At 68.2% G+C, this 13,505-nt stretch carries 13 protein-coding genes; 9 read left to right on the top strand and 4 right to left on the bottom strand.

Annotated features, from left to right (window positions below; translation table 11 throughout):
• The first annotated feature begins 35 nt into the window (after positions 1 to 35).
• Entirely contained in the window at positions 36 to 215 is a 180-nt protein-coding gene (locus P1U75_RS17190) for a zinc-finger domain-containing protein (protein ID WP_300245374.1), read from the top strand.
• An 88-nt stretch (positions 216 to 303) separates the two neighbouring features.
• Here the strand turns inward: P1U75_RS17190 and P1U75_RS17195 are convergent, their stop codons facing one another.
• Both P1U75_RS17195 and P1U75_RS17200 read right to left on the bottom strand, forming a co-directional pair.
• Positions 304 to 555, bottom strand: a complete 252-nt coding sequence (locus tag P1U75_RS17195; protein ID WP_300245376.1) for a DUF6552 family protein — start codon at positions 553 to 555, stop codon at positions 304 to 306.
• Complete coding sequence (locus P1U75_RS17200) at positions 545 to 1,249, bottom strand: SDR family oxidoreductase (RefSeq protein ID WP_300245378.1); 705 nt, start codon at positions 1,247 to 1,249, stop codon at positions 545 to 547. Before P1U75_RS17200 ends, P1U75_RS17195 begins: the two co-directional genes overlap by 11 nt.
• Before the next feature lie 99 nt (positions 1,250 to 1,348).
• Between P1U75_RS17200 and P1U75_RS17205 the strand changes: the two genes are divergently transcribed.
• From P1U75_RS17205 to P1U75_RS17215, 3 genes are all read left to right on the top strand, one after another.
• On the top strand, positions 1,349 to 2,224 hold the full coding sequence (locus P1U75_RS17205) for a LysR substrate-binding domain-containing protein (protein WP_300245381.1): 876 nt from the start codon (positions 1,349 to 1,351) through the stop codon (positions 2,222 to 2,224).
• Between the two features lie 88 nt (positions 2,225 to 2,312).
• Positions 2,313 to 5,117, top strand: a complete 2,805-nt coding sequence (polA, locus tag P1U75_RS17210; RefSeq protein WP_300245384.1) for a DNA polymerase I — start codon at positions 2,313 to 2,315, stop codon at positions 5,115 to 5,117.
• Positions 5,117 to 5,692 (top strand): NADPH-dependent FMN reductase, encoded by a 576-nt coding sequence (locus P1U75_RS17215; protein WP_300245386.1) that lies wholly within the window; start codon positions 5,117 to 5,119, stop codon positions 5,690 to 5,692. The genes polA and P1U75_RS17215 overlap by 1 nt, the downstream gene beginning before the upstream one ends.
• A 169-nt stretch (positions 5,693 to 5,861) precedes the next feature.
• On the opposite strand, the gene P1U75_RS17220 is transcribed toward P1U75_RS17215, so the two are convergent.
• The gene (locus P1U75_RS17220; protein WP_300245389.1) at positions 5,862 to 6,614 is read right to left on the bottom strand and encodes a TIM barrel protein; all 753 of its coding nucleotides are present in this window, start codon (positions 6,612 to 6,614) and stop codon (positions 5,862 to 5,864) included.
• A 146-nt stretch (positions 6,615 to 6,760) separates the two neighbouring features.
• Here P1U75_RS17220 and P1U75_RS17225 point away from each other — a divergent pair, with 146 nt between their 5' ends.
• The 3 genes from P1U75_RS17225 to P1U75_RS17235 are packed head-to-tail and all read left to right on the top strand — an operon-like array spanning position 6,761 to position 9,709.
• Positions 6,761 to 8,263, top strand: a complete 1,503-nt coding sequence (locus P1U75_RS17225; protein WP_300245392.1) for a caspase family protein — start codon at positions 6,761 to 6,763, stop codon at positions 8,261 to 8,263.
• Positions 8,260 to 9,057, top strand: coding sequence for a hypothetical protein (locus P1U75_RS17230; protein ID WP_300245394.1), 798 nt, complete (start codon positions 8,260 to 8,262; stop codon positions 9,055 to 9,057). The genes P1U75_RS17225 and P1U75_RS17230 overlap by 4 nt, the downstream gene beginning before the upstream one ends.
• 4 nt (positions 9,058 to 9,061) lie before the next feature.
• Positions 9,062 to 9,709, top strand: a complete 648-nt coding sequence (locus P1U75_RS17235; protein WP_300245396.1) for a hypothetical protein — start codon at positions 9,062 to 9,064, stop codon at positions 9,707 to 9,709.
• 9 nt (positions 9,710 to 9,718) lie between these two features.
• On the opposite strand, the gene P1U75_RS17240 is transcribed toward P1U75_RS17235, so the two are convergent.
• A complete protein-coding gene (locus P1U75_RS17240; protein WP_300245398.1) occupies positions 9,719 to 10,552 on the bottom strand; it encodes a M15 family metallopeptidase in 834 nt (277 codons plus the stop codon).
• A 177-nt stretch (positions 10,553 to 10,729) separates the two neighbouring features.
• Here P1U75_RS17240 and P1U75_RS17245 point away from each other — a divergent pair, with 177 nt between their 5' ends.
• Both P1U75_RS17245 and P1U75_RS17250 read left to right on the top strand, forming a co-directional pair.
• On the top strand, positions 10,730 to 11,308 hold the full coding sequence (locus tag P1U75_RS17245; protein WP_300245401.1) for an OmpA family protein: 579 nt from the start codon (positions 10,730 to 10,732) through the stop codon (positions 11,306 to 11,308).
• Positions 11,309 to 11,338: 30 nt separating this feature from the next.
• Positions 11,339 to 13,501 carry a serine/threonine-protein kinase gene (locus P1U75_RS17250; protein ID WP_300245403.1) on the top strand — a complete coding sequence of 721 codons (2,163 nt, stop codon included), beginning with the start codon at positions 11,339 to 11,341 and terminating at the stop codon, positions 13,499 to 13,501.
• Positions 13,502 to 13,505: the final 4 nt, after the last annotated feature.

The following is a 13,505-nucleotide window of genomic DNA, read 5'->3' on the forward strand; positions in this document are numbered from 1 at the left end:
GAACCGCCACGGCATCAAGAGGGAGCCGCACAGCCATGACCATCGAGGCGCCGGAAACCAGGATCGTCGACAGCTACCGCATCGCCTGCGACGGCGGCGAGGGGGCGCTGGGCCACCCGCGCGTCTGGCTGCAGATCCCCGAGGACCTGGGCTGGGTCGAATGCCCCTATTGCGACTGCAAATACGTCCACAAGGATTTCGAAGGAAAGGTCTGAGCCGGGCGCCCGGAGCGGCCGACCGCGCGCCCCGTGGGGGCGGGCGGGATTTGAGTATTTGTGAACGAGAAGAAGCCGGGGGCGGCGCTCAGCCGCTGTTCATCCCGGCCAGCATGGCACCGAGCGCGACGATGTGGATCAGCATGATCGCCTTGTCGTTCCACAGCACACCGACCGTGAACCAGCCCAGCAGGCCGACCAGGAACAGGTAGATGTTCCAGGGGGTCCAGCCGGCGGCGGTCGCGGTGTAGCCCATGATCTGGATGACCGAGGCGCCCCATTTCAGGGCGAAGGCAGCGCGGCCGGGCGCGGGCGTGGCCAGGGCGACATCAGACGGCACGGGTCAGCCCGCCGTCGATACGCAGGTTCTGTCCGGTCATGTAGCCGCCCTCGCCCGAGGCCAGCCAGGAGATCAGCGAGGAGACCTCGCCGGCGTGACCATAGCGACCAAGGGGAATACGTGCCTTGCGGTCCCCGGTCTCGGGCAGGCTGTCGATGAAGCCCGGCAGCACGTTGTTCATGCGGATGTTGTCCACGGCGTATTTGTCGGCGTAGAGTTTGGCAAAGGCCGCCAGGCCGGCGCGGAACACGCCGGAGGTGGGAAACAGCGGATCGGGCTCAAAAGCCGCGAAGGTCGAGATGTTGATGATCGCGCCACCGCCCTGGGCCTGCATGATCGGGGTGACCAGCCGGGTCGGGCGGATCACGTTCATCAGGTAGACCTCCATGCCCTGGTGCCAGTCCTCGTCCGGAATCTCCAGCACCGGGCCCTTGGGGCCGTGCCCGGCGGAGTTGACCAGAACGTCGACGCGCCCCCAACGCTGTTGCGCGCCCTCGACCAGGGCGGCGAGATCGTCGGGCGAGAGGTTCGAACCGGTCACGCCGAAGCCGCCAAGCTCGGCGCCCAGCGCCTCGCCCTTGCCGGAGGAGGAGAGCACGCCGAGTTTGAAGCCGTCGGCGGCCAGCCGGCGCGCCGCATCGGCGCCCATGCCGCTGCCGCCTGCGGTCACGAGAGCTACCTTTTCTACAGTCATTCCGATCTCCGATCCTGATTTCAGGGTCTGTATACATGGAATCGGGCGGCCTATCGCACCAGAATTGATTTCCCGTGGATGTAGAAATACTATCACCTCATGAGTTCGCTTCCGCCCCTCAATGCGTTGCGCGCCTTTGACGCCGCCGGCCGCCACCTGAATTTCCGCATCGCGGCGGAAGAATTGGGGGTGACGCAGGGCGCGGTGGCCCAGCAGGTGCGCCTGCTGGAGGATCATCTGGCGGTGCCGCTGTTCGAGCGGCTGCCGAAGGGGCTGGCCTTTACCGCCGCCGGGCGCGGGTTTCACGGGCGGGTGGCCTCGGCCTTTGCCGAATTGCGCGAGGCCACCCGCAGCCTGCGGCCGGAGGCGGGAAAGGTGCTGATCAGCGTCACGCCGACCTTTGCCGCCAAGTGGCTGATCCCGAACCTGCCCGCCTTTTCGGAGTGCCACCCCGACATTGACCTGCGCATCCTGGCGACCGAGCGGGTGTCGAGCTTTCACGGTGACGGGGTCGACCTGGCCATCCGGCAGGGCGCGCCGCCGTTCGGGGCCGCCGTGGAGGCGCGGCTGCTGTTCGCGCATGAGCTTGTCGCGGTGGCCGCGCCGACGCTGGTGGGGGGGCAGCAATTGCCGCTGGCGCCCGGGGCCTTGGCGCGGATGCCGAAACTGCACGACGCGCATGATGCCTGGCCCGCGTTCCTGGCGCGGCTCGGGGTGCGGGACGGCGGCACCCGGGGGCTGCGGCTGAGCCAGACCGCGCTGGCGATCGATGCCGCGATCTCGGGACAGGGGGTTGCGCTGGTCGGCCGGGTTCTGGCCGCGCGCGACATCGCCGCCGGTCACCTTGTCCAGGTCTGCGAGACGCGGCTGACCGGGCGGACGGGCTTTTTCCTGCTGGCCCTGAAGGGGAACCGCAACCGCGACGCGGACCGGGTCGCGGACTGGCTGCTGTCGGCGACCGGGGCGGAGCGCTGATCCCGGGACATCGCCCCATTCCCCACTGGCCCCCGTGCCGCGTGCGTGGCATTACGGGCGGGCATCACCGGCAAGGGGGACGAGGGCAATGACATTCGGCAAAGGCTGCCATCTGCACCTGATCGACGGCTCGGCCTTCATCTTTCGCGCGTTCCATGCGCTGCCTCCGCTGACGCGCAAGTCGGACGGGCTGCCGATCGGGGCTGTCGCGGGATTCTGCAACATGCTGCAGAAATACGTCGAGGAGGCCAGCGGGCCCGATGCGCCGACCCATGTGGCGGTGATCTTTGACAAGGGCAGCCACACGTTCCGTAACGACATGTACGACCTGTACAAGGCCAACCGCGAGGAGATGCCCGAGGCGCTGCGGCCGCAGATGCCGTTGACGCGGCGGGCCACCGAGGCCTTCAACATCGCCTGCAAGGAGATGGAGAATTACGAGGCCGACGACATCATCGCGACGCTGGCGGTGCAGGCGCGCGCGGCCGGCGGGCGGGTGACCATCATCAGTTCCGACAAGGACCTGATGCAGCTGGTCGGCGGCGGGGTGGAGATGCTGGACGCGATGAAGAACCGGCGCATCGACCGCGACGGGGTGGTGGAGAAATTCGGCGTCTACCCGGAGCGGGTGGTGGACGTGCAGGCGCTGGCCGGGGACAGTGTCGACAACGTGCCGGGCGCGCCGGGGATCGGGATCAAGACCGCCGCGCTGCTGATCAACGAGTTCGGTTCGCTGGAAGAGCTGCTGGACCGGGCGGACGAGATCAAGCAGCCCAAGCGGCGGCAGACCCTGATCGAGAAGCGTGCGCAGATCGAGATGAGCAAGAGGCTGGTGCAGCTGGATTGCGAGACGCCGCTGGAGTTCACGCTGGACGATCTGGAGGTGCGCGACCCGGACCCCGACGTGTTGTTGCCGTTCCTGGCTGAGATGGAGTTCCGCACCCTGTCCCGGCGCATCGCCGAGAAGATGGGGGTGGAGACGCCGGTGATTCCGGAGGTCGCGGCGGCGCAGCCCGGCGAGGAGGCGGCGCCGGAGGCGGTGCCCTTCGATACCGCCGCGTATGAATGCGTGCGTGATCCGGCGGCGCTGGAGCGCTGGGTCGCGATGATCCGCGACCGGGGCGTGGTGGCGGTGGATACCGAGACCACGGGGCTCGACGAGATGGTGGTCGATCTGGTCGGCATCTCGCTGAGCACGGGGGCCGGTAAGGCCTGTTACATCCCGCTGATCCACAAGGCGGCGGGGCGCGGCGATGACCTGTTCGGCTCGGACGATCTGGCCGAGGGGCAGATCGGGGTGGAAGCGGCGCTGGAGCTGTTGAAGCCGGTGCTGGAGGATCCGGCGATTCTAAAGGTCGGGCAGAACATGAAATATGACGCCAAGATATTTGCCCGTTACGGGGTGAATGTGGCGCCGATCGACGACACCATGCTGCTGTCCTACGCGATGCATGCGGGGCTGCACGGGCACGGGATGGACACGCTGAGCGACCGCTACCTCGGGCATCAGCCGATCCCGATCAAGCCGCTCTTGGGCTCGGGCAAATCGGCGATCACATTCGACCGGGTGCCGATCGGAGAGGCCAGCGCCTATGCCGCCGAGGATGCCGATATCACCTGGCGCCTGTGGGAGACGTTCAAGCCGCAGTTGCACCGCGAACAGGTGACCACGGTTTACGAGACGATGGAGCGGCCGCTGGTGCCGGTTCTGGCCGAGATGGAAATGACCGGCATCAAGGTCGACCGCGATGTGCTGAGCCGGATGTCGAACGCCTTTGCCCAGAAGATGGCCGGGCTGGAGGCCGAGATCCACGAGTTGGCGGGAGAGACGTTCAACGTCGGGAGCCCCAAGCAGCTGGGCGAGATCCTGTTCGACAAGATGAGCCTTGAGGGCGGCAAGCGGGGCAAGACCGGGGCCTATGCCACAGGGGCCGACGTGCTGGAGGATCTGGCCGCCGAGGGGCATGATCTGCCGGCGCGGGTGCTGGACTGGCGGCAGCTGAGCAAGCTGAAATCGACCTATACCGACGCGCTGCAGGACCACATCAACCCCGACACCGGGCGCGTGCATACCAGTTACATCATTTCCGGGGCGGCGACCGGGCGGCTGGCCTCGACCGATCCGAACCTGCAGAACATCCCGGTGCGCAGCGAAGAGGGGCGGCGCATCCGCGAGGCCTTTGTCGCGGAAGAGGGCAAGGTCCTGCTCAGCCTCGACTATAGCCAGATCGAGCTGCGGATATTGGCCCATATCGCCGATCTGGGTGGCATGAAGGCGGCCTTTGCGGAGGGGCAGGACATTCACGCCGCCACCGCATCCGAGATGTTCAACGTGCCGCTGGAAGAGATGACGCCGGAGATCCGGCGGCAGGCCAAGGCGATCAATTTCGGGGTGATCTACGGGATTTCCGGTTTCGGGCTGGCGCGCAACCTGCGGATCCCGCGGGCCGAGGCGCAGGGGTTCATCGACCGCTATTTCGAGCGCTTCCCCGGCATCCGCACCTATATGGATCAGACCAAGGCATTCGCCAAGGAACACGGGTTCGTGCGAACCCTGTTCGGGCGCAAGATTCATACGCCCGAAATCAACGCCAAGGGGCCGCGCGCCAGCTTTGCCTATCGCGCGGCGATCAACGCGCCGATACAAGGAACAGCGGCGGACGTGATCCGGCGGGCGATGATCCGGATGCCGGCGGCGATCAAGGATCTGCCGGCAAAGATGCTGTTGCAGGTGCATGACGAGCTGATCTTCGAGGTCGACGAGGCGGCCGCCGACACGGTGGCCGCGCGCGCCCGCGAGGTGATGGAAGGCGCGGCCGATCCGGTGGTGCATCTGGACGTGAAGCTGACGGTGGATGCGGGCAAGGGCGCGAACTGGGCCGAGGCGCATTGATGGGCGGGCGGACAGGTGGCTCCGCCCTGAGACTGCTGGCGATTTCGGGCAGCGCGCGCCGCGCCTCGACCAATACCGCGCTGCTGCAGGCGGTGGCCGAGGTCGCGCCGCCGGGGATCGAGATTTCGGTGTTCGACGGTGTCGGGCGGTTGCCGGTGTTCTCTCCGGATCTTGAGGACGGGCCGCCGCCGCCGGGCGTGCAGGCCTTCATGGAGGCCATTGCGCGGGCCGACGGGCTGATCGTGGCCAGCCCGGAATATGTACATGCGATCCCCGGCGGGCTGAAGAACGCGATCGACTGGCTGGTTTCGGGCGAGCATATCATCGGCAAGCCGGTGGCCCTGATGCATGCCTCGCATCGGGGCGAGAACATGCTGGCGGCGCTGCGGCTGGTACTCTCGACCGTGACCGAGCGTTTCGCGCCGGATATCTTCCTGCGGCTGCCGCTGATGAAGATGACGCCGGAGGCGATCATGGAAGCAGTCGGCGCGGGGGCGTATCGGGACGAGGTGCTGGGGTTTCTCGACGGGTTCGCCGGTTATTGCCGGGCCACAGGGGCAAGACCCCCTCTCTAGCCCTCCCTCCGCCTGGTGGGGAGAGGGGATGGCGGGACTGCGGGGCGATGCCTTGGGTTCCGAGCCAGTTTTTTCGGCAGCCCAAGCCGCGCAAGCGCCGGACCGTGGGCTGGCGCTTGCGCGGCGGCCTTCGGCCGTGAGTCCGCGCTGGGGAGCCTGGCTCGGCGATTTAGCCCGACATCCACCCCAGGCTGTCCTCGGTCCGCTCGGTACTCGGGGTGTATTCCGCGCTGATCCATCCGTCGTAGCCGCTGGCCGCGATCTGCGCCAGCAGCGCCGGGAAATCGACCGGGCCGCCGTCCAGCCGCGGTTCGCTGCGGTCCGGCGGCGCGCCAAGCTGGACGTGGCGCACCAGAGGCGCATGGTGACGCCATGTGGCGAGTGCATCGCCGTGAATCCGGTGGGCGTGATAGCTGTCGTATTGCAGCCCGAGGTTGGGGCGCGCGACCCGCGCCAGCACCCGCGCGGCGCGGTCGTAGGTGTTCATCACGTAGCCGGGCTGATCGGCGGGATTCAGCGGCTCGATGGTGAAGGGCTGATCCGGCGCGTGATCGGCCAGCCATTGCAGGTTGGCGATCAGGGTCTCTTCGGCGCGCGGATCGTCGGTATATCCCGCCATCACGTGGATCGCGCCGGGGCGCAGGATCTGGGCGCGCTGCAACACCTGTTCCATGGTGGCGCGAAAACCGGCCTCGTCCCCCGGCAGGGCGGGAAAGGCGGCATCGGGACCCGGCGGCGGTGCGTTGATCAGGGCCAGCGCCAGCCCCTGGGCGTCCAGCGCCGCGCGGATGTCCCGGGCGGCGTGATCATAGGGAAAGAGGATCTCGACCCCGTCGAACCCGGCGCGGGCGGCGGCGGCGAAACGTTCCATGAACGGCAGCTCGGCGAAGAGCAGCGAGATATTGGCGGCAAGGCGCGGCATGAGCCGACTATCCGGGGTGGCACCGACGCTGGCAAGAGGCGGCGGGCGGGGGATGCTGCGCGGCGGGAATCCTTTCTTTCCTTTTCACTGACGTTGGGTAAGGTTGAGGGCAGATTTGAATCAGGTTTTTCAGAACTGGAATTGACATGCGAGCGCTGCGCGTTGTCGTGATATGGGCGATGTGCCTGTTGGCCCCGGCGGCCTGGGCGGCGGGGGACCGGGTGGCGCTGATCCTGGGGCTGGGGGCCTACAGCGCGATCCCGGCGCTGGACAACACCCGCAACGACGCCACCGACATGGCCCGCACGCTGGAGGGGATCGGGTTCGACGTGACGCTGTCGCTCGACACCACGGCGCAGGAGATGCGGCAACTGCTGGAGGATTTCGCCTTTCGCTCGGAGACGGCCGATCTGGCGCTGATCTATTTCGCCGGTCACGGGGTCGAGGTGCAGGGCGAGAATTTCATGATCCCGGTCGATGCGCAGGTCACCAGCAATCTCGACGTGCAGCGGCAGTCCATCTCGCTGAAACAGATGCTGGCGGCGGTGGAGCGGGCGCGCAAGATGCGCATCGTGATCCTGGACAGCTGCCGCGACAACCCGCTGGGCGATGCCATCGACCTGAACCAGAGAACGCAGGCGGCCACAAGCGAGACCAGCGAGACCACGCGCGGCGGCGGCGGGCTGGCGCCTGCGGACCCCGATCGCGGCACGCTGGTAGCCTTTGCGGCGCGCGACGGGCAGGTCGCGCTGGACGGGCGCGGCGACAACAGCCCGTTTGCCCGCGCGCTGATGGACAAGATGGTGCAGCCGGGGCTGGAGATCAGCCTGATGTTCCGCCAGGTGCGCGACATGGTGCTGAGCGAGACCGGCAACCTGCAGGAGCCGCATACCTATGGTTCGCTCACCGGGGTGCCGTTCTACCTCGCCGGGCCGGGCGCGCAGGGACAGGACCCCTCGGCGGCACCCAGCGCGCTGGATGCCTGGGCAGCGATCAAGCCGGATCAGGAGGAGCAGCTTTTGGCGCTGGCCGAACAGGGCGACACGCGCTCGATGCTGGGGCTGGCCTATATCCGGCTGAACCCGAACGAGGGGCGGTTCGACCCGGTGGCAGCGGTGGATTTCCTGACCCGCGCGGCGGAGGCGGGATCGCCCGAGGCGCAGTTCGAGCTGGCCAAGCTTTATGAGCGGGGCACCGGGGTGGAGCGTGACGAGCCGCGCGCGTTGGCGCTTTACCGCGAGGCGGCGGACCAGAACTATGCCGACGCGATCAACGACCTGGGGTTCCTGCATTACCAAGGCGGGCTGGGGCTGCCGGCGGACCCGAAGAAGGCACTGGGGTTCTTTGAGCGCGCGGCCGATCTGCGGCACCCGCAGGCGCAGTTCAACTTCGCCGCGCTGATCGATGACGGGCTGATCCCGCAGAAGGGACCGGAGGATGCGGCGCATTACCTTTACGAGGCGCTGCGGTCGGGGAGTGCGGATGTTCTGCAACTTCTGAGCGACCGGCCGACCATGTTCAAGGATGCCACGCGGCGGGCCCTGCAGGCCAAGCTGAAGCAGCATGAATTCTATGCCGGCGCGATCGATGGCGATTTCGGCCCCGGCACCCAGCGCGGCATCCGGCGGGCCTATGGGATCGAGGAATGAGGCGGGACGGCCTTGCCCTTGCCCGCCTGCGCGGGGCGTTGATCGCGCTGGCGCTGGCCGGTGGGCTGGCGGCGCCTGCGGCGCGGGCGCAGGAGGCGGTGGGCATCGGGTCGCTGCCCCCGGCGCCGCAAGCGGTGAAGAACCTGACGCTGCTGTCGATCCCCTCAGCCACGGTGGCGCCGCGCGGGCTCGGCTTCGGCTCGCTCGGGCTGACCTCAAAGCGCGGCGGCACCGGCAACGATTGGGACGGCTCGATGGCGCTGGGTGTCGGCCTGGGCAATGCGGCAGAGGGGTTGGGCCTGCAGATCACGGCGAACATCACCTCGCTGTCGAACAATTTCGGCGACTCGGGGTATTTCGAGGCCAAGATCGCGCGGCTGATCGCGCCCGGGGACTCGCCGCTCTACATCGCGGCGCAGGTCGAGGGGCTGGCCCGCTGGGGCCAGGCCAGCACGGTGCCCGAGCGCGGCCGGATCATGGGCACCTGGTTCACCGATCTGTCGGCGGGCGGCGATGTGTTCCCGCTGATGGTCACGCTGGGCTATGGCACCCACCTGCGCAACGGCAGGACCGACCCCGGTATCTTTGCCGGGGCCGGAATCGGGCTGACCCGCAATCTCGGGGTTTCGGCGGCCTGGACCGGCGAGACGCTGGATGTGGGCGCGGCGTGGCGGTTCGAGGGCGCGCCGGGCATGACGGTGAGCGCCGAGATCAACGATGTGACCGACCGGCTTGGCAGCCGCCGCTTTTCGATCACCTTCAGTTTCCTCAGACCGAACCTCTACCGGAGTTGACCTGATGTCCCTGTCCCTGTCCCTTCCCGCCCTGACCGCCGCCGCAGCGCTTGCCCTGTCCGGCGGGGTCGCGGCACCCCGGTTGCACCTCGCCGGGGGCGATGCGGTGGGATCCTCGCCCACCTTCGTGCCCTATGGTTATGGCACCGGGGCCGGCGCACGGAAGAGGGCGACGGAGACCAGCGCGGCGGCGACGGCGCAGATCGTGGCGGCGCTGCAGCAGGCGACGCGCTATTGCGGCTGGCTCAAGCGCGACGGAAAGGGCGAATACGTGATCGACTGCCTTGCCGAACGGATCGACGACGTCAGCCGGGGCATGGCGGGCCAGCGCGGCTATGCGCAGGTGCGCGCGGTACTGGACGAGACCGCGCGTGGACTGAACGATGTCGCCCGCGCCAACCGTGCCGCTGCGCAGCGCCCGACCCGGTTCCGCACAAAGGACAAGGGCGGCGCGGTCACCACGACCAACCGGCGGCTGGTGCCGGTGGAGCCTGCCCGTCAGCAGGCGGCGGTGGCGCAGGCGCTGGCGGTGATCGGAGAGGCCGAGACCAGGCTGCTGCGCTCGGCCGAGGACCCGTCGACGCGCGGCGCCCAGTTCCAGCGCATCGCGGCGGCGATGGGATCGAACAAGGTGTTGCTGCGGTCGCTGTAGGAGGGCGGCTCAGATCAGCCCGGCTTCGAACCATTCGTCGAACATTTCCTTGCTGACCTCGAAGTGCATGCTGTCCTCGCGCCCGAAGCCGGCGCCCCAGACCCAGCCCTCGGCGCGGAAGAAATCGGCGAGGATGGTGAGGCCGAGCTGGGTCTTGCCGTCGGCGAGGTTGTCGAGGTGGCCGTCGATGTTCAGGTCCAGCGCCATGCCGTAGCTGTGGTTCGAGATCGAGGTCGAGGAGCCGCGGATCAACCGGGTGCAGAGCGAGCCGGAAGTGTTGATCTTGGAATAGAGGTCGGGGTCGGCGCGCTTGATCTTCTCGAACACGGTGCGCAGGGATTCGGCGGCCGGTTTCAGCATCCTGACCCGGACCGGGCCGACCTTTTCCAGCACCAGAAGATCGGCCAGACGCTGGTTGGTGATCGACTGGCACTTGTCGGTGAGATCCTCGCGCGGGCGGCCCAGCTTGCTGACCAGGTAGCGCGAGGTGAGCACGGTAAACTCCCGGTTCACGTTGCGCCGGTCGGCGATGAAGACGAGCTGCGCGTAGGCGTCGAGGATGTCGTTGGGGCCGGACTGGCGAAACGCCTGATCCTCAGGGCCCGGTTGCAGCGCCATGCCCTGGCCGGATTCGACCCGGTTCAGCGCGCCCTCCATCCCGTCGAGACGGGCGTTCAGGCTTTCGACCTGCTGGCGCAGCATCTCGATCTCGATCCGCGCGCCGGAATCGATGCCGCCGCCGCCGTAGTCGTCCTCGGCCAGCAGGTGATCCAGCCCGACCCAGATCACCGGCACCAGCAAAAGGGCGGTGGCGATAATCAATGCGGGGACGAAACGCAGCATGGGCCCTCCTGTACTAGGGGCCATTTGAGCCCGTTCCGGTGCCGCGAGTAAAGGGGCAATCCGGCGGTGCCCGGGATTCGGCCGAGGCCTGCCGGGTCTGAAAAACCTTTGCCCGACGCGGGACCGTGGTATAGATTTTCAGGTGTCTTCATTCATTTTTTAACAGGGGGACAGGACATGGTCCGAACCGCCACGATTCGCGCAATTGCCATTTCCACCGCCCTGGCCCTTGGCACCATAGCGGCCAGCGCGCAGACCGAGATGTCCGCCGAGGAGATTACCGAGGCCTTCAAGAAGCAGAAGACCCGTGGGTTGGTGATCGTGCCCTCGGGCCAGCAGAGCGACGGCGCCAGCAGCACCACGGTGGCCTCGGCCCCGGCCGTGGCGGCACCGGCCGAAGACTATGCGGCGGTGGACAAGGCGGATCAGGTCAACATCCAGATTTCCTTCGACTTCGACAGCGCCGCGCTGCGCGAGGACCAGAAGCCCAAGCTGGCCACCCTGTGCCAGGTGATGCAGTCGGTCGACGTGGCGGTGTTCCAGATCATCGGCCATACCGACAGCTCGGGCGGGGCGGCCTATAATCAGCGGCTGTCGCTGTTGCGCGCGCAGGAGGTCAAGCGCCACCTGGTGGGTGAGTGCGGCATCGCCGAGACCCGGCTCAAGGCGATCGGAATGGGCGAAAAGGCCCCCTTTGACAGCGCCGCGCCGCGCGCCGACGTGAATCGCCGTGTCGAATTCCAGGCCCTGGGCTAGGCGCGCCGGGGCGGGTCCGGGGGTGACGCGATGAGCGAATCGCGCCCCGGTGACACCTTTCAGCCCGGCGATCTGGTCAACAACACCTATCGGATCGAGGCGATCCTGGGGCGCGGCGGCACCTCGGACGTGTACAAGGCGCGCAACGAGATTTCGGGGCGGCTGGTGGCGCTGAAGATGCTGAAGTCGGAATTCTCGGGCAACGAGGATTACCTGACGCTCTTGACCCGCGAGGAGGAGATCCGCGAGATCCGCCATGACGCGGTGGTGCGCTATTCCGGGAATCACCGCACCGAGGACGGGCATGTCTATCTGCTGATGGATTACGTCGAGGGGCCGGGGCTGGAGCGCAAGCTCAAGCAGGGGCCGATGGCCGCCGACGACCTGCTGACCGTCTGCCGCCGGGTGGCGGGGGGCCTGCAGGTGGCGCATGCGCGCGGCATCGTGCACCGCGACCTGAGCCCGGACAACATCATCCTGCGCGGCGGCGATCCGGCGGAGGCGGTGATCATCGATTTCGGCATCGCCAAGGACACCAACCCGGGCGCACAGACCATCGTCGGCAACGAGTTCGCGGGCAAATACGCCTATGCCGCACCGGAGCAGCTGAGCGGAAAGACCGACGCGCGCTCGGATATCTATTCGCTGGGCGCGCTGCTGCTGGCGAATTTCCGCGGCGCGGCGCCAAAGCTGGGCAATTCCCCGATGGAGGTTCTGCAGCGCAAGGGCGACCCGCTGGACACCGGCGGCGTGCCGGAGCCGCTGAAGACGCTGATCGACCGGATGAGCGACCCGGACCCGGAGCGCAGGATGCAGAGCGCGGCCGAGGTTTTGGCGTTTCTCGACGCGCCGGAGGTGGGGAGCGCGGCGGCGGAGGAGGACGACGGCGAGGCGACAGTGATCGCGCCCGCGGTGCAGGCTGCCCCGAAGCCCGAGGGGCTGCCCGGGAGCGGGCGGGCAAGTGTCGCGCCGGCGCCGGAGCCGAAGCGCTCGCGCGGCGGGCTGATCGCAGCCCTGGTGGCGCTGCTGCTGGTTGGCGGCGGTGCGGGGGGCTATTTCGCCGGGCTGTTCGACGGGCTGTTCGGCCCGGCCTACCCGGTGGCCGAGCCCTATACCCTGCTGGCGCAGAAGGCCGACGGCGCGGTGGAGATGGTGGGCAACGCCCCCTCGGAGGAGGTGCGCGATGCGCTGAGCGCGATTGCAGGCGGCGGTGCCGAGCTGACGCTGGCCAGCGGCACCATCGCGGCGAGCTGGGGGGCGGACGTGCTGGCCGCCCTGCAACCGCTGGAGGGGCTGGAGGACTGGCGGTTTTCGGTCAGCGGCAATCGCGGCAAGCTGAGCGGGACCACCACCGACCGCGCCGTGCAGGAGCGGCTGGCGGCGCGGTTCGGCGGCCAGCTGCCCGGCGCGCTGGAGGGGCCGGTGGAGATCGTCCTGCGCGCGCTGTTCCTTTCCGCCGACGCGCTGCGCCCGATCCTGGCGGCGCAGGCGGACTGCGGCGCGCTGGCGCTGCTAGATCCGCCCGCTACCGGCTATGGGCCCGAGGCGCCGGTGACGGTAACCGGGCGGGTGGCCGGGACCGCGACGCGGGTGGCGCTGTTCGACGCGCTCAGGGCGCAGGCGGGGGACCGCAAGCTGGTGCTGGACGTCGAGGTTCTGAACCCGACGCTCTGCCTGATCGAAAGCCACCTGCCGCGCGCCCCCGAGAGCGGCATCGGCGTGGGTTTTCGGGTCGGGGAAACCGGCGCGCCGAACCCCTCGGGGCGGTTCTTTGTCGGCGAGAACCCGGTGATCGATGTCACCCTGCCGGCCGATGTCACCGACGGCTTTCTGACGGTGTCGATCCTGGACGTTTCGGGCAACGTGTTCCACCTGCTGCCCAACATCAACCGGCCTGACAACGCGGTGCCGGCGCTGCGCGGCGGCGCCGAGGGGCCGGTCGCGGTGCGGATGGCCTTCAGCCTGGCCGAGGCGGCCGAGAGCGGCGGGCTGGCGTTCAAGGTGGATGACAGCACCCTGGGCAAGAGCAAGGTGGTGGTGCTGCATTCCAGCGCGCCGCTGTTCGACGGGATGCGGCCGACCTCGGAATCGGCGATCGGCTATGCCGAGGCGCTGGAGGCCCATGCGCAGGGCAACGACGGGGCGATCCTGTCGCTGGACAGCCGGATATTGGTGACCGCGGCGAAGCCCTGATCCG

Source organism: Antarcticimicrobium sp., from assembly GCF_029212575.1.
Taxonomy (GTDB): domain Bacteria; phylum Pseudomonadota; class Alphaproteobacteria; order Rhodobacterales; family Rhodobacteraceae; genus Antarcticimicrobium.